This window comes from Pseudomonas petrae (assembly GCF_021728295.1).
GTDB lineage: Bacteria > Pseudomonadota > Gammaproteobacteria > Pseudomonadales > Pseudomonadaceae > Aquipseudomonas > Aquipseudomonas petrae.
Genome location: NZ_JAKJXE010000023.1, coordinates 1 through 26,257, shown reverse-complemented (window position 1 = coordinate 26,257; position 26,257 = coordinate 1). Strand labels below are relative to the sequence as shown.

30 protein-coding genes and 2 pseudogenes are annotated in these 26,257 nt (G+C 57.2%); 19 read left to right on the top strand and 13 right to left on the bottom strand.

Annotated features, from left to right (window positions below):
• Positions 1-3: 3 nt before the first annotated feature.
• Positions 4-300 carry a transcriptional regulator gene (locus L4G42_RS25365; RefSeq protein ID WP_237261296.1) on the bottom strand — a complete coding sequence of 99 codons (297 nt, stop codon included), beginning with the start codon at positions 298-300 and terminating at the stop codon, positions 4-6.
• Between the two features lie 110 nt (positions 301-410).
• Between L4G42_RS25365 and L4G42_RS25360 the strand changes: the two genes are divergently transcribed.
• From L4G42_RS25360 to L4G42_RS25310, 10 genes and pseudogenes are all read left to right on the top strand, one after another.
• Positions 411-1,166: a S24 family peptidase gene (locus L4G42_RS25360; RefSeq protein WP_237261295.1), complete on the top strand. Its 756-nt coding sequence runs from the start codon at positions 411-413 to the stop codon at positions 1,164-1,166.
• A gap of 129 nt (positions 1,167-1,295) precedes the next feature.
• Positions 1,296-1,613: a response regulator transcription factor gene (locus L4G42_RS25355; protein WP_237261294.1), complete on the top strand. Its 318-nt coding sequence runs from the start codon at positions 1,296-1,298 to the stop codon at positions 1,611-1,613.
• A 139-nt stretch (positions 1,614-1,752) separates the two neighbouring features.
• Complete coding sequence (locus L4G42_RS25350; protein WP_237261293.1) at positions 1,753-2,451, top strand: hypothetical protein; 699 nt, start codon at positions 1,753-1,755, stop codon at positions 2,449-2,451.
• Positions 2,448-2,651 (top strand): hypothetical protein, encoded by a 204-nt coding sequence (locus L4G42_RS25345; protein WP_237261292.1) that lies wholly within the window; start codon positions 2,448-2,450, stop codon positions 2,649-2,651. The genes L4G42_RS25350 and L4G42_RS25345 overlap by 4 nt, the downstream gene beginning before the upstream one ends.
• Positions 2,641-3,033, top strand: coding sequence for a hypothetical protein (locus tag L4G42_RS25340; protein WP_237261291.1), 393 nt, complete (start codon positions 2,641-2,643; stop codon positions 3,031-3,033). Before L4G42_RS25345 ends, L4G42_RS25340 begins: the two co-directional genes overlap by 11 nt.
• Complete coding sequence (locus tag L4G42_RS25335) at positions 3,026-3,424, top strand: hypothetical protein (protein WP_237261290.1); 399 nt, start codon at positions 3,026-3,028, stop codon at positions 3,422-3,424. Before L4G42_RS25340 ends, L4G42_RS25335 begins: the two co-directional genes overlap by 8 nt.
• 628 nt (positions 3,425-4,052) lie before the next feature.
• Positions 4,053-4,397: a hypothetical protein gene (locus L4G42_RS25330; RefSeq protein WP_237261289.1), complete on the top strand. Its 345-nt coding sequence runs from the start codon at positions 4,053-4,055 to the stop codon at positions 4,395-4,397.
• A pseudogene (locus L4G42_RS25320) lies at positions 4,298-5,445 on the top strand (tyrosine-type recombinase/integrase). The gene L4G42_RS25330 and the pseudogene L4G42_RS25320 overlap by 100 nt, the downstream one beginning before the upstream one ends.
• Before the next feature lie 22 nt (positions 5,446-5,467).
• Positions 5,468-6,013 carry a GTP cyclohydrolase I FolE gene (gene folE / locus L4G42_RS25315; RefSeq protein ID WP_237261287.1) on the top strand — a complete coding sequence of 182 codons (546 nt, stop codon included), beginning with the start codon at positions 5,468-5,470 and terminating at the stop codon, positions 6,011-6,013.
• Positions 6,014-6,092: 79 nt separating this feature from the next.
• Positions 6,093-6,458: a glutathione S-transferase N-terminal domain-containing protein gene (locus tag L4G42_RS25310; protein WP_237252467.1), complete on the top strand. Its 366-nt coding sequence runs from the start codon at positions 6,093-6,095 to the stop codon at positions 6,456-6,458.
• A gap of 110 nt (positions 6,459-6,568) precedes the next feature.
• On the opposite strand, the gene L4G42_RS25305 is transcribed toward L4G42_RS25310, so the two are convergent.
• From L4G42_RS25305 to L4G42_RS25295, 3 genes are read right to left on the bottom strand one after another with little or no spacing between them, the layout of a single operon-like run.
• Positions 6,569-6,955, bottom strand: a complete 387-nt coding sequence (locus L4G42_RS25305) for a lysozyme inhibitor LprI family protein (protein WP_237252463.1) — start codon at positions 6,953-6,955, stop codon at positions 6,569-6,571.
• 30 nt (positions 6,956-6,985) lie between these two features.
• Positions 6,986-7,588, bottom strand: a complete 603-nt coding sequence (locus L4G42_RS25300; protein ID WP_237252461.1) for a glutathione S-transferase family protein — start codon at positions 7,586-7,588, stop codon at positions 6,986-6,988.
• Between the two features lie 60 nt (positions 7,589-7,648).
• Positions 7,649-8,815, bottom strand: a complete 1,167-nt coding sequence (locus L4G42_RS25295) for an aminotransferase-like domain-containing protein (protein ID WP_237252476.1) — start codon at positions 8,813-8,815, stop codon at positions 7,649-7,651.
• A gap of 81 nt (positions 8,816-8,896) precedes the next feature.
• On the opposite strand from L4G42_RS25295, the gene L4G42_RS25290 reads away from it, so the two are divergent.
• Positions 8,897-9,340: a MarR family transcriptional regulator gene (locus tag L4G42_RS25290; RefSeq protein WP_237252459.1), complete on the top strand. Its 444-nt coding sequence runs from the start codon at positions 8,897-8,899 to the stop codon at positions 9,338-9,340.
• Between the two features lie 129 nt (positions 9,341-9,469).
• On the top strand, positions 9,470-10,657 hold the full coding sequence (locus tag L4G42_RS25285) for a benzoate/H(+) symporter BenE family transporter (protein WP_237260035.1): 1,188 nt from the start codon (positions 9,470-9,472) through the stop codon (positions 10,655-10,657).
• Between the two features lie 150 nt (positions 10,658-10,807).
• On the opposite strand, the gene L4G42_RS26485 is transcribed toward L4G42_RS25285, so the two are convergent.
• The 5 genes and pseudogenes from L4G42_RS26485 to L4G42_RS25265 all read right to left on the bottom strand — a co-directional run bounded on the left by L4G42_RS26485 (position 10,808) and on the right by L4G42_RS25265 (position 16,693).
• Positions 10,808-11,671, bottom strand: a complete 864-nt coding sequence (locus L4G42_RS26485; RefSeq protein ID WP_419789407.1) for a methyl-accepting chemotaxis protein — start codon at positions 11,669-11,671, stop codon at positions 10,808-10,810.
• Positions 11,669-11,863: pseudogene (locus L4G42_RS26480) on the bottom strand (HAMP domain-containing protein); the annotation flags it as partial. The pseudogene L4G42_RS26480 and the gene L4G42_RS26485, both read right to left, overlap by 3 nt.
• Positions 11,864-12,949: 1,086 nt before the next feature.
• Complete coding sequence (locus L4G42_RS25275; protein ID WP_237252456.1) at positions 12,950-13,879, bottom strand: S66 peptidase family protein; 930 nt, start codon at positions 13,877-13,879, stop codon at positions 12,950-12,952.
• 1,577 nt (positions 13,880-15,456) lie between these two features.
• Positions 15,457-15,906, bottom strand: a complete 450-nt coding sequence (locus L4G42_RS25270; RefSeq protein WP_237252454.1) for a hypothetical protein — start codon at positions 15,904-15,906, stop codon at positions 15,457-15,459.
• 583 nt (positions 15,907-16,489) lie between these two features.
• Positions 16,490-16,693, bottom strand: coding sequence for a hypothetical protein (locus L4G42_RS25265; RefSeq protein ID WP_237252452.1), 204 nt, complete (start codon positions 16,691-16,693; stop codon positions 16,490-16,492).
• Between the two features lie 262 nt (positions 16,694-16,955).
• On the opposite strand from L4G42_RS25265, the gene L4G42_RS25260 reads away from it, so the two are divergent.
• Positions 16,956-17,345: a response regulator gene (locus L4G42_RS25260; RefSeq protein WP_237252450.1), complete on the top strand. Its 390-nt coding sequence runs from the start codon at positions 16,956-16,958 to the stop codon at positions 17,343-17,345.
• Between the two features lie 890 nt (positions 17,346-18,235).
• Positions 18,236-19,282, top strand: a complete 1,047-nt coding sequence (locus L4G42_RS25255; RefSeq protein ID WP_237252448.1) for a diguanylate cyclase — start codon at positions 18,236-18,238, stop codon at positions 19,280-19,282.
• A 91-nt stretch (positions 19,283-19,373) separates the two neighbouring features.
• On the opposite strand, the gene L4G42_RS25250 is transcribed toward L4G42_RS25255, so the two are convergent.
• Entirely contained in the window at positions 19,374-19,646 is a 273-nt protein-coding gene (locus L4G42_RS25250; protein ID WP_237252446.1) for a glycosyl hydrolase family 28-related protein, read from the bottom strand.
• A gap of 506 nt (positions 19,647-20,152) precedes the next feature.
• Here L4G42_RS25250 and L4G42_RS25245 point away from each other — a divergent pair.
• Positions 20,153-20,536, top strand: a complete 384-nt coding sequence (locus L4G42_RS25245; protein ID WP_237252444.1) for a hypothetical protein — start codon at positions 20,153-20,155, stop codon at positions 20,534-20,536.
• 132 nt (positions 20,537-20,668) lie between these two features.
• Positions 20,669-21,406 carry a hypothetical protein gene (locus L4G42_RS25240; RefSeq protein WP_237260032.1) on the top strand — a complete coding sequence of 246 codons (738 nt, stop codon included), beginning with the start codon at positions 20,669-20,671 and terminating at the stop codon, positions 21,404-21,406.
• A 278-nt stretch (positions 21,407-21,684) separates the two neighbouring features.
• On the opposite strand, the gene L4G42_RS25235 is transcribed toward L4G42_RS25240, so the two are convergent.
• Positions 21,685-22,554: an AraC family transcriptional regulator gene (locus L4G42_RS25235; RefSeq protein ID WP_237252441.1), complete on the bottom strand. Its 870-nt coding sequence runs from the start codon at positions 22,552-22,554 to the stop codon at positions 21,685-21,687.
• A gap of 123 nt (positions 22,555-22,677) precedes the next feature.
• The gene (locus tag L4G42_RS25230; protein WP_237252439.1) at positions 22,678-23,223 is read right to left on the bottom strand and encodes a GNAT family N-acetyltransferase; all 546 of its coding nucleotides are present in this window, start codon (positions 23,221-23,223) and stop codon (positions 22,678-22,680) included.
• Positions 23,224-23,960: 737 nt separating this feature from the next.
• Between L4G42_RS25230 and L4G42_RS25225 the strand changes: the two genes are divergently transcribed.
• From L4G42_RS25225 to L4G42_RS25215, 3 genes are all read left to right on the top strand, one after another.
• The gene (locus L4G42_RS25225) at positions 23,961-24,656 is read left to right on the top strand and encodes a hypothetical protein (protein ID WP_237252437.1); all 696 of its coding nucleotides are present in this window, start codon (positions 23,961-23,963) and stop codon (positions 24,654-24,656) included.
• A 213-nt stretch (positions 24,657-24,869) separates the two neighbouring features.
• A complete protein-coding gene (locus L4G42_RS25220; protein WP_237252436.1) occupies positions 24,870-25,028 on the top strand; it encodes a hypothetical protein in 159 nt (52 codons plus the stop codon).
• The gene (locus L4G42_RS25215; protein ID WP_237252434.1) at positions 25,025-25,210 is read left to right on the top strand and encodes a hypothetical protein; all 186 of its coding nucleotides are present in this window, start codon (positions 25,025-25,027) and stop codon (positions 25,208-25,210) included. Before L4G42_RS25220 ends, L4G42_RS25215 begins: the two co-directional genes overlap by 4 nt.
• Positions 25,211-25,713: 503 nt before the next feature.
• Here the strand turns inward: L4G42_RS25215 and L4G42_RS25210 are convergent.
• Positions 25,714-26,257 (bottom strand): ATP-binding cassette domain-containing protein (locus tag L4G42_RS25210; protein WP_237260031.1); only part of this gene is annotated, 544 nt, incomplete at its 5' end.

Sequence of the window (26,257 nt, the reverse complement as noted above, 5' to 3'; positions counted from 1 at the left end):
CATTCATGGAGATGCCTGCGAAGCACTGGATGGACGAACAGCGGAACCGACCACCTGACAATCGGTAGCGCCCGTCGGTATATTTTGTTCCAAGGTCGGCGAAGCTAACGGGTAGAGATCGGGGCTAAGAAGCGACCGTGAGATACCACTAGCAGCTTCAATCTTTAGGACATGCCTCGCTGGCACTTTCCCCGTAGCGCACATCCGCTGAACGTTTTGCGGAGTGCAGCCGAGAATCCTTGCTAAGGCTGTCTGGCTTCCAACGATTTTCACCGCCGAAGCTAAGGGACTGTTACTCATGGTCTGAGCCTGCGGACTTATGACATTGCCGCAAAGACTACAACTGTGATTTTCAATTTACAAACGTTATTTGCAATGACCGCTACAACACGAGGTTGTATCTTTTAGCCATGACTACATCTAAATTGGCCTCAACTATCGCCGCAGCCCGAGAAAGACTTGGTATCAGCCAGTCGGAACTGGGCCGCCGTCTCAAGGTATCTCCTCAGGCTGTGCAAGCGTGGGAGTCAGGGAGATCAATACCTAGACCGAAGAAACTCGTTGAGATGTCTCATGCGCTTGAAACGCCCGCTCATGTTCTGCTGAAGGCGAGCGGACTTCTCGTGGGTACCGTGCCCGAGATAATCGAGAGATTCGGTCTCGCGGAGCCTCCATTACCAAAGGTTGAAGCGGTGGTAGATGGTAGGGTTGTTCCCTGGGATGTCGGAACGCCTTTGGATAGTGAAGACGTTTTCGTGCCGTTCCTGACCGAGGTAGAGGCTCCTGCTGGATCTGGCCGGACGTCTATCGAGATGTCAGAGCGCAGAAAAATACGCTTTAGTAAAGCTGAGTTAAGCGCCCTCGGCGTTGAGCTGGATAAAGCGATATGCGTCACGGTCCAGGGCGACGGCATGAGTCCTTTGCTACCAGACGGCAGCATTGTCGCGGTAGATATGGGATCGACGGTGGTGAAGGATGGCAAGATGTACGCCATCAATCAAAGTGGGCATCTGCGAATCAAAACGCTTCATCGACTTCCAGACGGCGGCGTCAGACTGAGAAGCTTCAACCGCGAATATCTGGATGAGGAGTACACGCTGGAGGAGATGGATCAGAGGGACATCAGCATCATTGGAAGAGTTTTTTGGTCATCCGTCATATGGTGAGCTGTGGAAGAGAATGAAAAGCCAGGGTAGTCCTGGTTTTTTTTCGACCGCAATTACAAATATCGTTTGCAGAGATACAAGTGTTGGTTGTAATCTCGCCACATCACGAACCAGCACGGAGCTTTCAAAATGAACCTTACCACCATCACTGCAGGCGCTTGGACCGGGTTCCTCGGCAGAGGTCTGGCTCCTCGCGAGCTGGAAGCAACCGCATACGCCGCAGCCGACCTGACTGCGAAAGAAATCGCCCGCTTGATGGGCATCACGCCAAAATCAGTTTCCAAACGCCTCGATGACGCCCGATTCAAGCTTGGCGCCCGCAGCGTTCGCGGTCTGGTGATGGAAGCATTCAAGCGCGGGCTGATCGCAGCCGTTTCCTGCGCAGCGCCAGCAGATCCAGGCCAGCAGCACGAAGATCAGAATCACCAGGGCGTGCTCGTCGCATGACCGCTTTCGCAGCGGCGTGCGCCTCCAGATAGGGACGCAGTCCGGTGCTCAGGCTGATCTGAACCACAGACCCAACTGATTTTTTCGAAAGCCGACAAACGCGGCCGGGCATCGCCTTGCCTGAAGAAAGGAGATTCAGATGCAGACGAACAAGATCACGCTGGTGCTGCGGCCGCACGCCGGCACAAAGATTGAAGACCTGCGGCAGTACGCGAAGCTCGGAATGCCCGTAGGAGTGGGCCGTGCACTCGGCGTCATTGCCAGCGCAGGTGAAGGGGATGTGATGGAGCGTGCCGAGCAACTGGAGAGCCAGGTGACTATCGCCGAGGCTGCCATGCGTCGAGGCACGGTTATGCACGACCAAGATCACCTACCGGCTCTGCGTCGTGTTATCGCTCACGTACCTGCGATGTATTTGCAGGTCGCCGACGCGGTCAAGCAGGCGGCGCTCGATGACGGTGACGACGAATCGATGGCCGAGGAAGCGGCAGGCCAGGCCATCCGCGTGCTGGTGATGTTCAAGCAGCGCTTAGAAAAGCTGCTGGAGCCAGACCTGTTAAATGCTACTTCCGTAGCAGTTTCCGAACCGGAGCCTGTTGTCGTAGCTGAAACGCCATACGCCCAGGTGCGCGTCACCGATATCGGCGAATGGATCAGGACGGTGACCAACGCCAAGCGCTACGAGTGGCTGCGAGACGTGGCCTTTGACACCCCTCGTCAGGATCTGGCGCTGCGCGACAAGTCAGGGAACATGCTGATCGAGCGCGACCTTGATGATGAGATTGACTGTGCAATGCGAGCTTATCCGGCTGATGTTGCGCAAGGTGAGCCAGCATGACGACCACCCAGCCCCAAGGATCGCAGCCCTACTTGAAGACCGAGTTCCAGAGTTTGGGCGACCGACTAATCCGCTTCGGCCAGGCGCTGCAAGATCCAATGACAAACGTTGGCCAGCTCACTGCTCTGGCTGCTTCCTGCGGTATCAACCTCAAGCTGCGCGCCGTCGCCGAAAGCGGGGGCCGTGACGATGAGCTGTGACAGCGAACTGAAGGTGCTGTGCCAGGTGGTCGGCCAGCGATTCGAGTCTGTGCACGACGCCGAGCAGGCGCTGGAGCAGTTCGAACAGCTGACGACGCCTGCCGTGGCGCTGGAGCTGATCGCGGAGATTAATCGGCATCAGGGGCTCTACGACCACATGAAATCCATGCGCGAAGCACACGGCTATGAATCTTGGACTGAGGTTCTTGTAGTCGCGGAAAAGCTCAAGGCCGATAACGATTTGCTGCGGGCCGCTGTGCAATTTGCCGTCGAACAATTCGAAGTGCAGACCAGCGCTGACGGATCAGGTCACGCTGACATCGCACGAGCAGTACTGCGCATCGCGGGATCGGCCATGGGCCAGGAGGTACGTCATGGCTAAGACAGTCTTCCACGTCAAGCAGGACGGCGTTCAGTTCTACCTCAACACCGAGAGCAGCTCGCCGAATTCCCGCACTCGTAACCGCTACCGGCTGTTGAAGACCGAAAACTTCGGGCGCGACAAATCTGGCTGGGTTCAGGTCGGCTCGACGGTGGGCCAGGAGCTGATAGCGACCACGACCGACAAGGAGCGCTTCGAGGCTTGCATGAAGACTTTCGCCGGCAAGCGGGCGCACCAGTACCACGACCGGGCGGTGATACGCGGCACCCCGGGCAAGTGGGAAGGCGAGGCTTTCCCGGTGCGCGTGACGCATAGCCGTGACGCATCAGTTTCATTGCATACAGAAAACCTGACGAGTCAGGAAGGGGCAAGCGGCCATGAGCGCAGCTAACGTGCTGGAGTTCGGGGAGTTACGGCGGATCACCGGCTACACCCTAGCGAATCAGGCAGGCGGACTCCGGCGTGATGACTGTGGCGGGGCAGCGCGGCAAGGAGGCAGCAGACTCGCCTCATCTTCCAAGCCCCGTACCGCAATCCGAAACGCTGCGCGCCGTGCATTGTCGAGGCCTTCGGCGTCTAGCTTTGCTATCGGATATACATGCCCGCGTCGAGGCAGCATCTCGTTCGCTCACTCCTTCCTAATCAAAGACAGGGTCCTTCCTGAGGTAATCAAGCCATATGTCAAATGCCAACTGCTGATCGCGATGAGCTCGTTTCCACTCATGCGTCCCGAGCCTGGCAATGCTCATCGACATCAGCTCCTCGGTTGCTCTGTTCAATACGCTAAGAAGACATCCGCTGTCTTCAACGTTGATCTCATGGGACCGCATGGCTCTGCTCTAAGTCGGCGAGCAGTAAAGACCGCGCGAATGTCGTTTTATTAAAGTCAAAAAAAACCACCGGACAGATGGTAGCGAAGGCCCTCATATAAGGGTTTTCACCTTTACGCACTAATCCATTTCCATCTATCCACAGGCCTGCCGGTGTAGGGCGGGCGAGCCGAATCAGAAGGTATAGCCATGGCCGTAGCAGAGAAGATTGAAGAGCAGTACGTGGCGGACAAGGTGCCTGAGGCAAAGATGGCAGAGCTCGTCGGCACAACGCGACGGGCACTGCAGGGTAAGCGTGCTCGAGGGATTATCCCCAAAGGCGTCTGGAACGAGATCGATGGCCGCATTTATTACAGCATCAGGAGATACGAGGCGTGGATCGAAAGCCAATGGGACTGCCCACCGGAGTTGAATTCGCGGGCAACTCAGTTCGCATCCGGTTCACATGGAATGGTGAGAGACGCTGCGAAACCCTCCCCTATCCCCAGACGCCAAAAGGGATCAAGGCTGCCGCCGATCTACGTGCTCAAGTAATCAGCCTGGCCAAGCACGGCGTACTGGATGCGGACAGGTACGCCGAGCTGTTCCCTAACTCAAAGCACTCACACACGGGGCAAAGATGCTCTTTGGTGCTTATGCCCAGGCATGGCTGAACGGCCGCGAGGTCGTAAACGGCACCCGCAAGAACTATCGAATTTCTCTCAACAAGTACTGGATGCCGCATTTCGCGACGATGCCGATCGAATATGTATCGTCTCTGGATCTCCGCCGAGTCGTCACTGAAACGAACTGGCTGAGCCAGGAGGTCAAGCGCGCGGCGATACAGCGCCTGGGCACAATGTTCAGCTCCGCAGTCGTTGACGGCGTTATAACACGCAACCCCGTTGATGCGATCGAACTGCCGGCGCGCCCGAAGAAAGCTCCCGATCCTTTCACCGTGGAGCAGGCAGACCAGATAATCGGACGTCTGTACGACACTCTGAAGCATTCGACGGCCATATATGCAGCGTACTTCGAGTTCGCCTTCTATACCGGCATGCGCCCAGGCGAGATAGCAGCCCTGCGCTGGGATGAAGTGGACAAGGAGCGCCGACTCGCCCATGTCTGTCGGATCGTGGTGGACAAGGTCATCGAAGAGCGGACCAAGACAAAAGCTGCCCGCACGGTAATGCTCAACAGCAGAGCATTGAACGCGCTTCGTATTGCTGAGGAAGTCGCAACGCTGCGCAGGTCCCAGAAAAAACGGATGCAGAGGGACTCGCCTTACATCTTCCCCCCGACCAGAATCAGTGAGTACCTGCAGCAAGCCAGCCTGACCGACAAATTCTTCAAAGTGGCGGTTGAGGACCTGGGCCTCCGGGGCAGACGGCAGTACAACTGCCGACACACCTACGCTACCATGTGCCTCATGGCGGGCATGAACCCCGCATTCATCGCTAATCAGCTGGGACACAGCGTGCAGATGCTGCTGTCAACGTACGCCAAGTGGATCAACTCAAGCACCGACTGGGGCGAGTTGGACAAGCTGGAAACGAAGCTGATTGGTACAAAATTGGTACGGCCTGAACCGCCCCCACTCTGAAACCCTTACGGAACACACCCCTGTGACGATGGAACAGAACTACACCGCCATCCTCGGTCAACTCGGCGAAGACGTCTCCCGCGAAGGCCTGCGCGACACCCCGAAACGCGCAGCCAAAGCCATGCAGTACCTTTGCCGCGGCTACGAGCAAACCCTCGAAGAAGTCACCAACGGTGCGCTGTTCAGCTCCGACAACAGCGAAATGGTGGTGGTCAAGGACATCGAGTTGTATTCGCTCTGCGAACACCATTTGCTGCCCTTCATCGGCAAGGCCCATGTTGCCTATATCCCGAGCGGTAAAGTGCTGGGCCTGTCGAAGGTCGCGCGCATCGTCGACATGTACGCCCGCCGCCTGCAGATCCAGGAAAACCTCAGCCGCCAGATCGCCGAAGCCATTCAGCAGGTCACCGGCGCGCTGGGTGTGGCAGTGGTCATCGAAGCCAAGCACATGTGCATGATGATGCGCGGCGTCGAAAAGCAGAATTCGTCGATGATCACCTCGGTGATGCTGGGTGAATTCCGCGAAAACGCTGCGACCCGCACCGAGTTTCTCAGCCTGATCAAGTGATCCCGGCGTCCTGAAGGCCGCAGCATCAGGCTGCGGCTGTCTGGCGGTTCGTACCGCCGAGTGAGGTTTTAGCGTGTTGATGAAAGCAGTGAGAGTCGGTCTCGGCCAACTCGTGATCGCGGGCGATTTCCTGACCCGGCCGAGCAAAAAGAAGCGTTCTTCCGAGGCTCAGGCTGCCGTCGAGGCGTCGGCGAAAGCGCTGACGCTGTATCAGTTTCACGCCTGCCCGTTCTGCGTGAAAACTCGCCGGGCGCTGCGCCGTTTGAACGTGCCCGTGGCCCTTCGTGACGCAAAGAACAACGAGCCGGATCGTCAGGCACTGCTCAGTGGCGGCGGCCGGATCAAGGTGCCTTGCCTGCGGATCGAGGAGCAAGGTCAGACGGTGTGGATGTATGAATCGAAGGTGATCGTTGATTACCTGGAGAAACGCTTCTCCTCAGTGTGAATCACATCACCTGCAGGAGCACGCTTGCCCGCGATTGCGATCTGTCAGACATTCCCTGTCGGCTGCTCGAATGCATCGCGGGCAAGCGCGCTCCTGTAGGGGCCTTGCCGTTACTTCGGACAGCCTTCCTGACGACAGGCCGTATACGCCTTCAACTGCTCAACCCGCACTTTGGTCTGCGCTGACAGGCATTGCGCCTGCACCAGCGGCCACATGCTCCCGCCCTCCTCCCGCTTGCCTGCCTGATACTGGCAATCGGCGTCACGAAAAGCGATCCACTTCTTCTGCGCATCCTGCAGCGATTTCTTGCGCGCCGGCGTCTTCAGGTAGCCCATCTGGGCGTTGTATTGGGTGTTCAACTCGGCGTCCAGCGCCGCGTATTCCTTGCTTGCGCACTGGTTCATCGACGCCTGAGTGGCGTCGCAGTCCTGGGCCTGGGCCGAGCAGCCGATGCCCAGCGCCATCAGCATTCCGACCGCGATCATCCTGTATTGCATGTCTCGTCTCCTTTTAGTGAACGCCAAACGTCAATCCAGCATGCCGACGTAACCCGGTTGCTGCTTGACCCGCGCGAGCCAGGCTTGAATCGCCGGGAACTGCGCCAGGTCGAAGCCGCCCTGATCGGCCACGTGGGTGTAGGCGTACAGCGCGATGTCGGCGATGGAGAAACTATCCCCCACCAGAAACGGCGTGCGCAGCAACTGTTGCTCCATGACTTTCAGCGCCTTGTTACCGCGCCGGTGCAGCGAGTGGTATTCCTCCATCCGATCTTCTGGCAGCCCCAGATAAAACTGAATGAAGCGCGCCACCGCCAGGGTCGGCTCATGGCTGTACTGCTCGAAGAATTGCCATTGCAGCATTTGCGTGCGCAGGCGCGGTTCGGTCAGCAGGTAAGGCGTGCCTTCGGCGAGGAAGTTGAGAATCGCGTTGGACTCCCACAGGCAGGTGCCGTCTTCGAGCTCAAGGACAGGAATCTTGCCGTTGGGATTCTTCGCCAGAAACGCTTCGGTTTCGGTCTCGCCCTTGAGGATGTCCACCGGCACCCACTCGTATTGCGTGCCGAGCAGGTTGAGCATCAGCTTGATCTTGTAGCAGTTGCCCGAGTTGTAATCGCCGTAAACCTTATACATCAGCCCTCTCCCCTCAATCGTGTGCCGTCAATCGTGCCGGTCGTGCGTGTGCGTAATGTATCAGGCTGCCTGTGAAAGCTGTGTTTGCCGAATGACGGTGGCCAGTCGTTTCAAGCCTTCGTCCAGGCGCTCGGGGTCGATGTGACTGAAGTTCAGCCGCAGATAACCTGGGTTGGCGTCCGGATCGGTGAAGAACGGCTCGCCCGGCATGAACGCCACATTTTGCGCCAAGGCGCTGTCGAGCAACGTGCGGGTGTCGAGCTTGTGCTTGAGCGTCAGCCAGAAAAACAAGCCGCCTTGGGGGCTGTTCCATTCGGCCAGATCAGCGAAGTGTCGCTGCAGCGCGGCTTCGAACGCATCGCGACGGGTGCGATAAAAGCTGCGCAACTCCAGCAAATGCTGCTCGTAGTGCTCGCTGCCGATCCATTGCAACGCCTGCCACTGGCCGACCCGATTGGTGTGCAGGTCAGCCGATTGCTTGAGCTTGAGCAGATGCGGAAACAGGTCGGGCGTGGCGATCAGGTAGCCGACGCGCAAGCCCGGCATCAGGGTTTTCGACACAGTGCCGGTGTAGATCCAGCTGGCTTTTTTCAGGCGGCTGGCGATGGGCCGCGCGCTGCCGCCGTCGAACGTCAGCTCGCGATACGGCTCGTCTTCGATCAGCGTGACGCCGAATTCGTCGAGCAACGCCGCCACCGCATCGCGCGCTGTTTCGCTGTAACGCACCGCCGACGGATTCTGGAACGTGGGAATCAGGTACGCGAACGACGGCGAGTGCCGCTCCAGGCGCTGACGCAGCGCGTCGAGGTCCGGGCCTTCGGCGAGCAGCGGCACGGTCAGGCAGTCGGCGCCGAAGAGCTGGAAGATTTGCAGCGCGGCCAGATAGGTCGGCGCTTCGAGCAGGATCTCGGTGCCCTTGTCGATATACAGCTTGGCGGCCAGATCCAGCGTCTGCTGGGAACCGCTGACTATCATCACCTGACTGGCGTCGCAGTCGATGCCCAACGCCTGCGCCTGGGCGGCCAGCGCCTCACGCAGTTGCGGCTCGCCTTCGCTCATGCCGTACTGGCCGATGCTGCGTGGCATGTCAGACCATTCGCTGTTCGGCAACATGGCCTCGGCCGGCAACCCGCCCGCGAACGACATCATCTCCGGGCGCTGAGCGGCGGCGAGGATTTCGCGAATCAGTGAACTCTTCAAACGGGTAACGCGTTCGGAAAATGGCATCGGATCACCGCTGGCGGAAAGAAAGGGGAATACGTCAAACTGCTTGACCGAAATTACGATGCCGCGCACGGATACGTCAATATGCTTGACCTTAAAAACTCATCGACCCAGCAGATTGCGATGGAAGCGTTTTTCTTCGGCTACCAGGCGTTCACCGCGAAGGCCGATGAAATGCTCGACCGTCGTGGTCTGAGTCGGGTGCACCAGCGCATTGTGTTTTTCATCGCCCGTTATCCGGGCCTGAGCGTGAAGGAATTGCTCGGGGTGCTTGGGGTGAGCAAGCAGGCGTTGAACACGCCGCTGCGGCAGTTGATCGAGATGGAGCTGGTGCTCAGCGTTGCGCCCGAGGACGACAAACGTAAGCGCCTGCTGGAGCTGACCGCCGAGGGACGGAAGTTTGAAGAGTCCCTGCGACGCGAGCAGGTCAAGCTGCTACAACGGGTGTTTGCCGAAGCCGGGCGCGAGGCGGTGGATGGCTGGCTGGCGGTGAATCAGGCGCTGGGCAACACGATGACCCGCGGCTGACCCGCCGGTTTGCAGACCGCCCCCGCCAACTGTGCCGACCATTGCGCCGATGGCTGTATTGCAACGGGGCATGACCACTGCGTATAGGCTGGCAGCTCTGTTCAACCGCCGCGCCCAGGATAGACCCGCATGACTGACGTGCCCCTCGCGCCATTGCGACCGCTGACCGACTCTTCGCCCTCTGCCATCGTCGCCGGTTTCATCGCCATGATGACCGGCGTCACCAGTTCGCTGGTGTTGATGTTTCAGGCCGGTCAGGCCGCCGGACTGAGCTCGGCGCAGATTTCCTCGTGGATCTGGGCGCTGTTCATGGGCATGGCGGTGTGCAGCATCGGCCTGTCGCTGCGCTACCGCTCGCCGATCACCGTGGCGTGGTCGACCCCGGGCGCGGCGTTGCTGATCACCAGCCTGGGCGGTGTCGCTTACCCCGAAGCGATCGGCGCGTTCATCACCTGTGCGGTATTGGTGATCATTTGCGGGATCACCGGCAGCTTCGAACGGCTGGTCAAGCGCTTGCCGACGTCACTGGCGGCGGCACTGCTGGCGGGCATTCTGTTCAAGATCGGCAGCGAGATCTTCGTCGCTGCGCAACACCGTACCGGCCTGGTGCTGGGCATGTTCTTTACCTACCTGATCGTCAAACGCTACTCGCCGCGCTACGCCGTGCTGGTGACGTTGCTGGTCGGTGTGGCGTTGTCGGGCATGCTCGGGCTGCTGAATTTCAGCGGCTTCGCCCTCGAAGTGGCGATGCCGATATGGACCACGCCTTCCTTTTCCATCGCGGCGACCGTCAGCATTGGCATTCCGCTGTTCGTCGTGGCCATGACCTCGCAGAATATGCCGGGCGTTGCAGTGTTGCGCGCAGACGGTTACCAGGTGCCCGCCTCGCCTCTGATCACGGCCACCGGGATCATCTCGTTGATCACCGCGCCGTTTGGCGCCCACGGCATCAACCTCGCGGCCATCAGCGCCGCGATCTGCACCGGCCCCCACGCCCATGAAGACCGCGACAAGCGCTACACGGCGGCGATCTGGTGCGGGATTTTCTACGCCATCGCGGGGGTGTTCGGCGCGACGCTGGCGGCACTGTTCGCGGCGTTTCCCCGGGAACTGGTGCTGTCGATTGCTGCCCTGGCGCTGTTCGGCTCGATCATCAACGGCCTGACCGTGGCCATGAACGAGCCGAAGGAGCGCGAAGCCGCGCTGATCACCTTCATGGTCACAGCGTCGGGGCTGACGCTGTTCTCCATCGGTTCCGCGTTCTGGGGAATTGTCGCGGGCGTGTTGACGCTGCTGATTCTCAACTATCGCAAATGACCCCGCGCGGCATGCCACTTTTCTGTAGGAGCGCGCTTGCCCGCGAAAGCGATCTGCCTGCTGCAATTGATATCGCCTGACTCACCGCGAATCGCGGGCAAGCGCGCTCCTACAGTTTTGCCTCGAATCATTTGCCTACCAAGCCTGAAGTTACAGTTTGAAATGCCCCACCATGCCTTTCAATTCCATGCCCAGCGACGCCAGTTCGATGCTTGAAGCCGCGTTGCCCTGCATCGCCAGCGCGGATTGATCGGCGCTGGCGCGAATGCTGGTGACGCTGCGGTTTATCTCTTCCGCCACTGAACTCTGCTCTTCCGCCGCGGCGGCAATCTGCTGGTTCATTTGCTGAATCATCGACACGGCCGCGGCAATGCTGCCCAGCGCGCTCTCGGTCTGCAGCGCATCGCTCACCGCCAGTTTGACCAGCTCGCCGCTGCTCTGAATCTGCGCCACTGACGCCTGGGCGCCGCTTTGCAGACGGGTGACCAGGCGCTCGATTTCTTCGGTGGACTGTTGGGTGCGTTTAGCCAACGCGCGGACCTCATCGGCCACCACCGCAAAGCCTCTGCCCTGCTCCCCCGCTCGCGCGGCTTCGATGGCGGCGTTCAGTGCCAGCAGGTTGGTCTGCTCGGCGACGCTTTTGATCACGCCAAGCACTTTGCCGATGTTCTGGATTTCCGCGCTGAGGTTCTCGATCGAATCGCTGGCGGAGCTGGCCGACGACGCCAACTGCTCAATCCGCTGCATGCTCTGGCGCACCACGGCCTGGCCCGAATCGACCTTGTCGTCGGCGGTCTGTGCGGCGAGTGCCGCCTCTTCGGCGTTGCGTGCAACGTCGTGGACGGTGGCGGTCATCTGGTTCATCGCCGTCGCCACCTGCTCGGTTTCTTCCTTCTGGCTGCTGACTTCCAGATTGGTCTGCTCGGTCACGGCCGACAGGGAATGGGCGGACGTCGCCAACTGCTTGATGCCCGCCTGCAGCCCACTGACGATGGTGCTCAACCCTGCGCCCATCTGCTGCATCGCTTGCATCAACTGGCCGATTTCGTCGTTGCGCGAGACACTGACGTGCTGGCTCAGGTCGCCGGCCGCAATCCGCCGGGCCATGGCAATCACGCTGCGCAGCGGCGCCACAATCAAGCGCGTAATCACCAGCGCCGCAATCAGCCCGACCACCAGCGCCAGCACGGAGGAGCCGATGATCATCATCGAGTTGGCCTGCAACTCGCTCTGCATCGACTGGCCTTCGGCGTCATAGGCCTGATTGACCTGCTGCACCACGGCTTTGGCGTTGTTCGCCAGTTGTTGCGAGACCTTCGCTTCCGACTCCAACAACCCAGTGTATTCGTTGAGCTTGTCGCTGAAATTGCTGATGTGCCCGCCGACCTCGTTCAGCACCGTGAGGTAACCGGCGTCCTTGATCACGCCCTTGAGCTGCTCGGCCAGTTCCTGGGCCTGAACTGCCTGCTCGATCTTGCCGGTCTTCACTTCCTCGCCCGAGCCCGTCTTGCGGCTCTTGTCGAGGCGCACCCGGGCCTCGTCCATGGCCTGCATCATCAGTTTGGACACTTGGCTGACCTGACCGGCCTGCTCGATAAATTCCGCGCCCTGCTGGCCTTGGGAATCCTTCAGCGTATAGGCACCGTCGTCGGCCAGCCCCGCCTGCAACACGTCGAGGTTATTGGCGACGCTAGAGACCGACCAGCTGGCCATTTCCAGCGCCAGGTCCTTGCTCTGACTGATGCTGACGAATTCGTCGAATGACGCACGATAGGCCGCCATCGCCTGCTGCACCTGGCCCATCACCTGCTCGTTGATCGGCGCGCCGGCCTTGAGCTGCTGCGCCTGGGCATGCAGGCCATCGAGCCCGGCGTGAACTTGATCCACCACCTTCGGATCGCTGTGCAAGGCGTAATCCTGTTCCAGCAGCCGCACGCGATTCACATCGCTGTTGAGTGCGGTCATCGCCTTCAGGCTGTCGAAATGCGCGCTGATCGAGCGCAACGACCAGACCCCGATGGCCGCGACCAGCGCCGTCAACAGCAGCACCAGCACGAACCCGATGCCCAGCTTCATGGCCATCCCAAGATTGGCGAAACGTGTCTTCACGGCCGAAATCATCATGCTCAGTCTCCGCTTCACAGCTTGAGGGCACACACAGCAAGGCCACCCGCGCACGGCCATCCAATATCCGTGCAGATTCGCAATGCCCAAGGGGCAAAACAAGGTCTTGACGCCAGAATGATGGCAAAAAGCTAGATCGAGGTCGCTTACAGAACGGTCATCGTCGTACTAGCGCGTGGCCGGGGCCACCGTCAGCGTGCCCGCACCGGTATCGAGCACCGCACGAGCGCCCAACGCTACCGCCAAATTGCGGTCGCCGTGGCCGATGGACAGACCGCCGAGGACTGGAATGCCCAGATCGCCCAGGCGCTCGATCAGCACGTCGGGCGGCCTGATCGGGTTATTGCCGTGACCGGGCTCGCTGAACTGGCCCAAGGCGATGCCGCCGAGTCGTTGCAGAATTCCGCAGTTGCGCAGGTGAGTCAGATTGCGGTCAACCCGATACGCCAGCTCGCCGACGTCTTCGATCAGCAGGATCGCGCCTTCCAGGTCAGGCATGAACGGCGTGCCGACGCAGGTGCTCAGCATGCTCAAGTTGCCACCGAGCAGGACGCCCTCGACCACCCCCGACGTGCGAACGCTGAAGGTCGGTTCTACCGGATCGGCATGAATGATGGAAGGCTCAGTGCTCATCAATGCGTGCTTGAGCGTGCTGGCAAAGATGCCGCCTTTTTCCAGCTGCGCGGCGACCGGGCCGTGAACCGTGGCGAGGCCCGTTCGTGTCCAGAGTGCAGCGTGCAAGGCGGTAATGTCCGAGAAGCCCACCACCAGTTTGGGGTCGCGAAGCACCGCGTCGTAATCCAGCTGCCCGAGGATGCGCTGCACGCCGTAGCCGCCACGGTTGCACAACACGGCGCGGATCTCAGGGTCGGCCAAGGCGTCGTTGAGGTCCGAGATGCGATCAGCGTCGTTGCCTGCCAGGAACCCGATGTTGTCCAGCGCGTGGGGGTAGACGCGAGGGCGTAATCCCCAGGCTGTTAGTTCCCGCACGGCCGCCTCCACCCGGGCTTCGGCGACCGGGCCTGCTGGAGATACCAGCGCTACGGCGTCGCCAGCGCGAAGGACACGAGGGTGGAGGGTTGGGCGGGATGCGGGCATTTTTCGACGACTCGGCGGGTGTTTGATCACGGTGCAATGTAGAGCACTCGTGGCAGTGAATCCAGCGGGTAGTGTCGACGTGCTGTGTAGGACTGGCTGGAGACGTGATTGCGGATTAGTGGGTGCGCGCTGTAGCGGATCTTGGTGGATCAAAGCTGTCGCAGCGTGTCCTGAAGATTCGTGGCACGCAGCATTGTTGGGGGGGACATGGGGGGAGAGATTGGGACTCTCTACACGCGGATGCCCGACTGACAGCTCGTGGACAATAGTTTCCTGGATGCTTGGCTGATGTGAGGTAGCAATCGCCTCGCGATCAAATGTAAGTGGCGGCTGCCGACCCATGGCAGCCGGTCGATAACGAAGGGCCGCTTGCAGCGATCACCTCTTTTGCCGCTTATGCGGAATTGACCCAACTGGTGGTGCAACGCTGAAATGTCCGTTCAAGGGCCAACAGTTTGAGTCGACGAACACTGTGCGGCGGGCTCAATCGCGCTACGGCGGCGACAGGAATGGCTGTGTTTCGTGAGAGGGGTGCAGAGAAACTACGAAATGAATATAAATCTGCTTACAAACTCTCGATGGACGTAGTAATGGCCGATTGCTAGCTTCGACAAATTATCACTGCGAGTGCTGCCATCTTGGCCCCAGTCAACGTCAAGCTCCCCTATCTGCGTCTGAGCTACCTACTATGCGGCATCGCCCTTACTTTACTTGGCATCGGCGGCCTGATCGTGCACTCGTGGCTCGTTGGTGGGGCGTTGGGGACTATCGGGTTGACCGCCTTGGGATTCGCCGCGTATCCCAGTCGGGAGACCTTTAACCGAATATGGAATGACGGCGCTTGGGTAGACTTGGCAAATCTCGTCGTGCAAGTATTGGAGTTTTTGACATCCTGAGCCGGCAGCCAGGTGGTGTTACTTCACGTCCAGGCTGTTTGTTTAAAGTGATTGCTGACCTTCGAGCTACGAGACACCCATTCAGAAAAGGCATTATTGCGCAGATTGCTACCTTTCGTGCAGACGGCAGCTATCACCCTGACCAGAAACAATCCAACCTTTAGATCTCCGCGCAATACTCTGCGAGGACATATATATCGTGTGTTGGTGAATGTCTTTTGTGAATCGGTTTCAGCTAAATGCCAAAGGGCTGCGTAGGGTCGGTATCAACGATCAGTGAAAGGCGGCTATCGGCCAAAAGCGGACGTTAGTGAGTTACCGCTTTCGACCCAAAGCTGCCGTTCATGGAGGGCAGCTATCGGCCAAGACCGGACGTTTGGGAAGCGGGATTATGACGAACAGCAAAGAGTCGGAATACTGCACGATCTGTAGACGCTTACTCGACAACCCGGCAGATCCGCTATCAGGCAATTGCGGCGGAGATTGCTGGGGATGCATAGGCGCTATTGAGGCGGAAATGGGATGCGCAGAGTCGCTCGCCCACGTACGCAAAGAATACGAGGCAAAACTTCGGCCTGGCTGGATCGACTTATTCAAGCCCTGATTTGGAAGCTGCGTTACGACCGACTCGGGTCGGCAGCGGTCGCTGAGCAGCTGGCGGTGATCCAGGGTGAAAGCCCATTATTTCTCGCGTGGCCGGTTAATGCCGATGGAAGTGCGGATGAACTCGTCCGAGGACGACCCCAGTATTTCAAGCACAAACCATTGACCTTTCACCTGACGGAACGACACCCACAGCCCCACTAAGGCGCCGTCGTCGCGCTCCAGAAGGTAGCCTCGGTTGTCAAAGACCTCGCCTTTGATTTCCTTGGTGCCCAGATGAACCTTGTAAACCGGGTGCCCATCCAACCATTGGATGTAGGCGCTAGAGGCGGTAATCAGTCGCTGCTCCTCCCCGTCCGCCCACGGCACAGAGTGGCCGATGAAAGCTTTCACCCAACAATCGCCGGCGAAACCTGACTGTATGCAGCGGATATAATCAGCCTCGAACTTGTCTTTATTGGCAATCGGCTCGGCCGCTTGGCTCATACCGCAAAACAACGCGGCTGCCCATACGATCCCCCTCAACATAACTCCTCCACTGCGGCGCGGGCTAAGGCCCATATACATTTACTATAAACTTGAGGTTTGTTCAGGCATTTCATCTCTTCCACCACAGCGAATCATATCGCCGCTACTCGAGGGACATAAGGCCTTCCCCCTTCTAGCGGTAAGCCCGTCTGCTAGAGACGCAACCTCCTATCGCCCACAAGCCCTAAGCCTTGCCTTGCCTGTCTCCGAACTGCGCCAGCTTTTTCCTCACCCGCTACTCTGCGCGAACAGCTTCGGCTTTACCGTTGCGTGCGATGTACGAAAACGGGAGGAGGTTAATGGGCCTACAACAGTGAGTCGGTAGGGAAGGCCAGCCCCCTAGACCAAGAATAAGGCCAAGCCCCGACGCGGTGGGCAGATTTCGGCCAAAAGCGGACATTAACCGCCTGAAATTAACACCTCTTGAAAGAACACCCTGAGAGCCTTTGCCAGTTTGGTAGGGGCCTGCTCTGCCATCTGATGCCCGCGATCGATTCCTGCACCAGTGACAATTTGCTCAGCCCACGGCCGCCAGAGGGCTATATGTCGCCGTAGAGGTCTTCTATGTCGTCATTTAGCGACCCTATAACATTGAGCAGGCACCTTTGCGGCCAACCTCGCGGTCTTCACGATCATGCAGATGATCAAGCGCGATCCCGGCGCGATATTGACCTAGCATTCCGATAACGGTTCCGGGGTCGCGGATCGCGGCTTGCAAATCCTGATAATTTTCCGTCGCCATGGATTCTGCGCTGCCTCGGTACCAAGTTGCGGGGTCAGCAAACATTGCTCCCTCTGGTTTATCGGGTTGAGCGTAGAAAAACCAGTGTCACCATTTGGATGCAAACTTCGCGCGCCACACCGCTCAAGCGCTTCCAGGATCGGTACTCCATCCAGGATGAGGCTGTAGTCGATGTTGCCGGGCTTGTTATTGCGGCCCCCTCGGGTAGCCCGCCACAGTAACGTACCAGGTTTTTTTCAAGCTGATCGCATTACAAAATTTGCGTAACCTATGGGCCAATCCCGCCGACTCAACGGATATTTACGCAATGATTCAAACTGAAGTTGCAGCACAGCCAATGCGCTCCGGATCAGTATTGCTAGTCGAAGATGACCCATTACAACTGGACGCAATGATCGAGCTGGTGACGGATCTCGGCTTCAAGCCGCTGGTGTTTGCCAACGCGGATGACGCATTGAGTTTTATGCAGGAAGGACCTGTCGAAATACGACTGCTATGGACTGATTTTCGTACGCCGGGAGATACAACCGGCGGGGAGCTGGCGATCAAAGCAATGTCGATGATTCCCAGCCTTCCCATTGTCGTGACTTCTGGTGCAGCCGGCACTGCGTACAAACTCGTATCTGGAATTACGTACGTATCCAAGCCTTGGTCAGTTGAGGTTTTGGCAAGCCTGATTCTGCGCCTCACTGCGTAGTGAAACTGGAACTACCGGGTGAGTTGTCATACCATGAAACGGCCGGATCTGAATGTGTGTCGCTGCGCATCAGCTACGGGCCAGGGCCACCCATACCTGGATCTCTGATATCCACCTGACCATAACCAGGCGCAACAGGGCGCGCCCCGCCGCTTTAGGCCAATAGCGGCCGAGGGCAGGATGGCCGCGCCGGCTACAAATGACTTGTGGTGGCCGCCGCCGCGAAACTCTAAAGTCCCTTTGATTTGTTCATGGAGAGTGCTCTGGGGCCATAGAAATTACGCTCCAGTTTCAATCGGATCACTGGCAACTTTAGGTAAGCTTCCATGACTGCGGTCATACCGCCGATCAGAATGCTATCAAGCCTTGTAGCTACCGGCCGTTAGCCTGTAAGGAGTGTCGAGGCCGGCGAGACACTGCCATGACAATGCTATAACTGACAGGCTGCAACTCTCGGTCGACAGACCAGCGTCCTGACACTCACTGGCATGACGTCATCGCGATCACCGGTTCGCTTGCAAAACCAGCTGAGCACAGTGCATACGATGTCGGAATGGACACTCAACTGAGTTCGGCAGCGCTTTCGGCATTGCACAGTATTAACGCTACTGGCGTTTGCTGACAGTCATCAATGGCAACCTCTCATCTGCAGGTGACTTACCAGATCGACTCGATCAGCGTTGCAAGCGCAACGCGACTGCCTTAGATGAAACGAACGAATAGGATTCATCACCCCCAGGTTGGCCTTAGCCCGGAGCGCCTAAGAGTTTTGACGCGCTTAAGTCGCTGCACATCGGAGCGCAACTAGTCGCCAAACAGCTTGCTCCACTCTGCAGACGCCGACCATTTTTGTCCTTCACACATTCCCCCGTTTCGGCCCCAGGCGCTTTATGACCTCTAAGCCAGGTTCTTTCGCAAAACGCATTTACCTTCCCAGGCTCTTAGGCTCTGCGGCGGGATTTTGGGCGGTATCCGTCGTTCTTAACGACTACGCCATGCCCGCCTGGGTGTGGGTACTGCTGGTCTTTCACGGATTCATTTGGCCGCACGTCGCCTACCTGCTCGGCCGCAAAGTGCCCGTCCCTTACCTGGTCGAGTGCCGCAACATGATCGTCGAGTCGGCATTTGGAGGCCTATGGGTCGCGGCTATGCAGTTCAATGCCCTCCCTTGCACGTTGCTGGTGTCCATGTTCTGCATGAATTGCATCGCCGTTGGTGGCCCGCGACTACTGGTGGCAAGCCTGCCGATGATGGCCTCGATATGCGTAGTCGCTTGCGCTTTTCTGGGGTCATCGTTTCTGCCTGAAACGCGCCATGACCAGGTATATGCCTGTCTGCCGATGCTCGCCATCTATCCTATAGCGGTCGCCTTGGCGGCTTATAATTTGGCCGCCAAGCTCGCCGAGCATAAGCGGCAATTCAAGGAAGCGAGCCGTTTCGACAGTCTGACAGGCCTTCTCAACCAAGGTGCGTGGAAGACCTTTCTAGATGAAGAATTCACGTCCGCTCGACAGGGCAAGCTTCCAACCACGCTGGCTTTGATCGACATCGATCATTTCAAGGCGATCAACGATACCTATGGCCACCCTGTGGGTGATGAAGTCATTCGACTACTCGCGTCCACGCTGCGGGAATCCAGCAATGCGATCGATGTGGCAGGCCGTTTAGGTGGGGATGAATTCGGTTTGGTGATGAGGGACGCAACGGCATCTCAGGCCGAGGAGATGCTTGTCTTGCTCAAGCAGTGCATCACTGAAGCTTTCAAAGCGCAGAGCGATCTGCCTAGGGTCTCGCTGAGCATCGGGGCCGCACAACTCTCCGCGCCGATGGCCCACCACCGGGACTGGGTCATCGCAGCAGATGCCGCGCTCTACGATGCCAAACGCCAGGGACGCAATCGTGTGGTGATAGGAGCTACAGACAAGGGATTTATCTAAGGAGGCTAATTAGCCGATTCAATGGACTGCCGGACGTGCTTTAAGTCAGGGGGAGCCTTAGATCAGGCCACACAATATCGCTTGGGGCGGGTTACAGTTTCAGCGTGTCATTAATGTTTTGGAAGCCGCCAGTCGGTATGAACAGCTTAACACCGAAGCTGACTGCCGCATCGATAGCACTTTGCAGCGCTTCGGTGTCATCGGTACGACCATTGCCCACCGCGCCGTAGTTTTCAATATTGAAAAACTTCACGATCAGGTCGTTTTTGGTTGGGAGTTGTTCGGTACAGAGTTTTCGAACCGAACCGAGGGTAGACAAAGAAGCCCCTTTGGCTGGCCAGAGCGTGATTTGGTTGTAAAGCATGATCGCTAGCTAGGCAGAGACGGATCACGAACGGCCGCGCTGGGTCGATAGCGGCCCTGGGATTTTATGGACGCCAAGTCGAGAGTTTCCCCTCAGCGCCTTTCGAGAAAGATCAGCCGCTGACGGCAATTAACAGGTAGGAACCCGCAAGAAGAGTAAAAACTTGAATCGCCCCAGGTTTCGGGCGGTCATTCTCTACGTCTTCGGATGCTCAAGAGCAAGGCGCTGACTCCCTCTGCATCCCGGATCAGTTCGTCTGGCCGCATTCAGGCCGCTGCTGACCTGCCACATAACTGGGCAGCTCTGCGTTCTCATCCCAATCCGCAACAACATACGCCTGCATTACTAATAGCTCGCGCAGGGGAGTAGTGGCAAAATGCATCAGGTAAATGGCTAGCAGGCGTAACGCACCTGCCGTGCAAATAGGACTTAGAGCCGTCATAACTGTCGGTTTGTCTATGGTTCCCTTGGATCTCTATCCGTAAGCGGCAAAGAGATATGTCCTGATGAGTCCAATAAAAAAGGACAGTACCGTGGCTATAAAAATTACAACCTTAGTCGCAGCTTTGCTATTTTGCTGCCAATCATACGCTGATTGGACAAACCCAGGTGTAGCTTACAAATGTGATCAAATCTCAGGCACATTTAGCTTGGTCGCCACCATGGCTACCAGTACACCAGATGTAGGGACTGTCGATGTGCCCGATGGCTACCAACCTATTTCAGACTCTAGCACCTTAAAATGTTCGCTCAATACTGCTCAGATTGAAGCTCAGATCTCAATACTCGAGATCAGAGATAAGGGTATGTGCGGTGCGGTAGGCGGTGCAGTCGTCGACCGGTTGTCAATTAACGATCACCCGGTTCTTGAGGATATAAGTTTTAACTAGTACTGCTTTAATCCAGATTCATACTACAAGATCGAGATCATTGGAAAACAAGATTCACCGCATATAACCGGCTGTCATGCCAGTTGGGACTGGAACGCTGGTTACACGGAGACATACTGCGACGACACTAGCGTGACGCCTGACTCAGGGCTTGCCTTTGAGCATGGTTGGAATACAGTGATCAGCTTAGACGAAACTCTGTGCCCTGCGATATTTAACCAATTGCGAAACGAAATTGATTTATCAATAGCTCATAAGATTGATCGCGGGCTGGAGTCGCGTCTTGGCAAATGCACTAGGGCAGCCGTATTAGAGATGAAAGAGTTTCAGGATATGCAGTGGGAGCAGTTGAAGTTGGACGAGCACCAAGATCTCGCGCTCAGCATGTTAATTCAGCATTCTCTCGGATCAGAGCGGTATGAGGCATTATTCAAAAAGGATGCTGATAGCGCTACCCAGAAAGGCAACCTTTACTTTGTCAACGAAGCCAAACAAAAGCTAGACAAGCTCATTTCACAGCACAACATTATCTTGATCTCAAAGAATTCGTATAGCGAGTTTCTCGGTCGTGACAGAAAAAATAAAGTACCTGAAGATCGGATCGTGGCATGGATACCTGGAAACGTAGCTGCTCTCACCAGTTCTGACGAACTTTGTCCGCATCTCGCGCTAAAAGATTATGAGGATGGCATCCTAGCACCTGTAAACAACGATCTAACGGCAGTTGAAAATCGCCAAGGCAATTTGTACGGATTTCCTAAACTACATGGCGATACGCCCTACCTGATCAATGCTGGTTCCGCCGGAGTAAGAGTGGAGAGAAAAGGTGAGAATTCGCCAGTGTACGTCTGTGAAATTGACTATAAGTAAATCGGCAAACACTCTATCCTTTTTTAATGCTATGCGCGTCGATCAATTTTACGATTGGATTGTTACCGTAGCGGAGGTGAAGCAGTTTCAAACTTGGAGTGGCTGTTCTTCAATGGCCGCTTCGGATAGATTTCTGGCTGCGTGGGGTGGCAGAAATCGGCCGGTAGCGCCCCTCCCCGAGCGGCAGCTTTGGGTCGATTGCGGCCTGTCACAAAAAGCTATCCCCCTGAGCGGACACTCGCCAACGTCAGCCAAGATCAAAAAGCAGCTCGCCCCCGTTACTGCAACGGAACATACACGTCCGTTTGCCATTGATCCTGCGGTGTTTGCGGATACACGCTCAGGTAATGGAAGAACAGTGGCTGATCACGCAGTTCTTCGCCACTGGCAGGCAGCCAATCGCGGTAGATCGGATAGATCGATTCGCCGATATGGTCCGGCGACCCTACGTGCCGCACTACGACGCAGCGACCGCCAGCAATGACCCGTTCGTGCACGCCGAACGCATTCGGTTTCACCGCCTCGTGAATCTCGCCGCAAATGGCGAAGCGGAATACTTCTGCTGGCGTGGTGTCGGGGTTGCCGTAGGGAATGCCAAAGCTGCGACTCGATGCCACCGGCGACTGGCCGCTCTGCATGCGCCACTCGATGAACCTGCTCACGCTCTCATTGACGAGCCCGGGGGAGCCGCAATGTTCAAGCGCTGCGACCCGGACTTCGGGGAATTCCACGATTCGTACTTGCATGATGATAGTCCTGGAAAAATGAGGGGTGGCGAACACCGCATGCCAGACCTGCCAGTTCGGCGCCTTCCTGAACGCACTCGGCGTCATACCGACCGCCCGCTTGAACGCCCTGCAAAATGCCTCGGGACTGTCGAAACCGGCACTGAGTGCCGCCTCCAGTACCGAGTGATCCGCAACGGCGGCCAAGCGATGGGCGGCGTGTCGTAGCCGCATCAGTTGCACATAACGTGAAACAGGCACGCCGACGAACGCGGTGAATTGGCGATGGAAGTGAAACGTCGAAAAATTCGCCACATGACTCAACGTCTTCACCGACAGATCACCTTCGAGATTCTCATCAATGTAGGCGAGTACGGCGTTGAAGCGCTTTGTGTAAGCGACGTTGATCGGCGTGTCGGACAATGGGACAAGCTCCTGGAAGTACGGTCGGCAATAGAGTCGACTATAGCGACGCGAGCATGCCTAGCCGGGTTTGCTCAACGCAGGTTTTGGGTTGGAACATCCATAGATGAGTGACCGCCCCTTTTACCCCCGTGACGTCTTCCATTGAGTGTGCGTAAGTCCGTAACACTTCGCCAAGGCAGGCGCGGCGGATATTTTCAGTTCGGCGTCATACAAGTGCACCGCACCCAACTTCATCGTGGCCGTTTGCGAACGAATGTTCGTAGTCGCTATGTGGAAATAGACGATGTCGTAAGCCATAAATGCATGCTCCAGCATCAACTGCTTAAGCTCGCGGTTGGAATTGCCACCCCACTTCGCACGCACCAGAAATGTAAAACCGATGGCAATGCTGTTCGGTAGGTCCGGCGGTGTGTAATAGCTTGATGTGCCAACGATTTCCCCCGAGGCAATATCAATGACAGCGAGCGCCTTCTTGGTGGCGAGTAGAGAGGCGAAGTACGCCTCGAACACCTTGCGTTTATAGCGATCCCTGGCGGGATGGTCGCCCCAGATGTCTGGATCAGCCGCAGCCTGAAACATACCTTCAAGATCACTGTCTGCCAGAGGTTTAAGCCTCAGGGTGCTTCCGCACAGATCGGGTTGGCAGTCGAAGTCGGGGGCGGACATGGGTTTCTTTCCGATTGGCCAAGGGATGGAGCCAGTCTAGAGCGGCAGTTTGATAAAGAAAGATCCAATGTGACGGTAATGATGGAGCCATCGCTGTAGGAAAGGGGACGGATTTATTTTCCGAGTAACAGCTGGCTGTGCGGTTTAGATCGTTAGCTGCCCTTTCTGAAAGGCAGCTGTTGGCCGATTCTGTTGAAAAAGTCGGCCATGTTTTCCACCGTAGAAAAGTACGCGCTTGAGATTGAAATCTCTACATTTAGCAGAGGATTCCGGGCCCACATTTCGCGTAGCGGCGCCCAAAAAAGGAGTTTTCTGCGGTCAGTATGCGGGCGGTCTAGAGGAACCGACTTTTTCTACAGAATCGGCCGAAAGCAGACTGTCGTGGATGTCTGCTTAGGGTCGTATGCTGCCGATGGCATGGACGGGCTGCTACCGACCCATAGCAAGTATCTGAGGGGCATAGATCAACAGCAATGTCCGACCAATCATGAATCGTGCTGGTGGCATTTTTCCAGCCGCAACGGCATGTGGCGTCGCGGTTCAGCAGGTAAATAAGCTTAGTGTGCGGTTGACGAATCGGCAGTGGATATTGGCAAGGCGCCCTGTCCCATAGAGCCCTGCATAGCGAGCCTTTAGTATCAGGGGAAAACTGCAACGGCTAAGGAGACGTTTCGGAATTCAAGAAAATCCGGGGGCAGACGATACGTCAATCATCTACGCTACCGGTTGCAAAATTGATGAAAAAGCTATTTCTCGCGTTGATGTCGGTCGCTTTACTTTCTGGTTGTGTAACCAAGTCGTTGAGTGTTGAAGACCGCAGCCAGATCAAGACGATTAAGGTTCTTCCCGTTTACTTTTCCCTGGAGAGCTTCAAATACACGAGCATGACTCAGGCTTGGGGCGCAGGCCTGGGGGCTGGAGCAGGTGCCGCTACTGGTATGGCCGCCGGAGCATCAAGCGCAGGCACGAGCGCCTTGACGGGTGCCGGCTCTGTAGCTGGCACGAAGGCCGCTAACGGTGCAAAGGCAGATATTTCCCAAGCCATCCTGAACAACATGCAGGCCCATGGTATTGATTTGGGTCAGCTGGTACGTGAAAGCTTTGAAAAGCGCATCAAGCGCGAAGGGCTATTCACCATCGTCGCGGAAGGAGAAAAGGCTGACGCCGATGTAGAACTCATGGTCTCGCAGTGGGGGCTTTGCCTGAAAAACTTCAGCACCGTGCTTTACCCAGTCATTGGCGTCAACGGCTCCATGAAACGCAACGGCACATCAGTGTGGCGTAACTTCGATACTATTTCGGTATTTAACGAAACCAACACCGTCGCTTTTACCCCTCAGCAGTACGCCACCAACCCCGAAGCACTGCGTGCAGTGTTTTCGCATGTGACTGATTTGGCGGTAAGCAAACTGATAGAAAACCTGAAGCAATAATAGCTTCCGGTGAAGGTCCACTCTGGGTCGGTTTTTGCCTCTGCTCACCGGATAAGTTGTTCATGGGTCAATCGCTTCCCTACCCAAAAATTTGGCTACCAAAGGCGTGTATGTTTTTTGGACAGGCCGATTCCGGGTGGCTACGATAGCAACCCTGCAGATCGAGACCGCCTACGGGTTGTGCAATAACCACTTTGCCAAGGAAGACAACAGATGTCCGAGTTTTACCGGTACTTCAGAGAAAACATGGATGCTCTCGGGCTTGCCGCCCCGGAAACGCTCTTCGCCAACGCAACCACTGCACTTGCGACCGCCACGGCCCTGGCAACGCAGAGGAAGATGTTGTATCAACACTGGCAGCAAACCGCGTGAAAGATTCTGTGCTGCTGTTGATCTGCGCCCTGGCCGTCTCGTTGCTCGCGTGGGCGATCCTGCATTATCTGGGCGATGATGCGTTTTCGGTGCTGAGCGCCGTGCTGCTCATCTCGCTGGGGGTGGATAACTTCCGCCTGCGTCGCGCTCTGGCCAGGCATCGTGGCCTCACGATGAAATAACCCTCACGACGATTGCCCTGAACCGGAGGGGCATTCGCCCATGGAAGATCTGGACAAAATAGAGAAATCCATTGCTCGGGCTTGTTCCTCCCTCTTCCTTATAACTTTCCAGTTCGAAGAAATCTTGTGCTGGCGGGACGCAATAGGACTGCATCGCTCCTAAGAGGAACTCAAATAAATTTGCCTGAAAGCGCACCGTCCGCCTTGGGTCGACTTCAGCCGGTCGAGGGCGCGAAATATGCTGGTCAGAGAGGATGCGAACACCTGGTCAAATTGAATGCGAAGAGGTGGTCAGGTACAGGGCAATTTCCCCCTAGCGGGCCACGCGTACAGGACGATTAAATAGAGATCGATCCTGCGCTGTCCAGGCAAATCAGGGGTTGGCACGAACTGGTTTGCAATCCCGGCCACTGGTTGATCGGCCTGCAGGCCGCCGGTTTGTTCAACCACTACTACCTGGGTGACTAAACGAGTGTTGCCTCGTCAGTGGGTAGTCGGTGCGGTTACCGATACCCACGCGCCTGGATGTCGAACAGGCTGGCATAGCGCCCGCCGCCAGCAATCAGTTGCACGTGGGTTCCTTGTTCCAGAATCCGGCCCTGATCCAGCACGATGATGTGATCAGCGTTGCGCACGCTGGAGAATCGGTGAGAAATCAGCAACGTCATGCGCCCCTTGGCGTACTCGCGGAAGTGCTCGAATACGGCAGCCTCGGCCGCAGCGTCGAGGGCGGCCGTCGGTTCGTCCAGAATCAGCAGATCGGCCTCACGGCGCATGTAGGCCCGAGACAGCGCCAGCTTTTGCCATTGCCCACCGGACAGTTCCTGCCCACCGGCGAACCAGCGCCCCAACTGCGTGTGATAGCCGTTGCTCAAGCGTTCGATGAATTCGGCGGCGATACCTTGAGTGGCCGCATCGCGCCAACGGTCCTGATCATAGAACGCTTCGACGTCACCCACCCCAAGGTTTTCGCCGACCGTCATCTGGTAACGGATGTAGTCCTGAAAGATCACCCCGATGCGCTGGTGCAAGGCCTGTTCGTCCCAG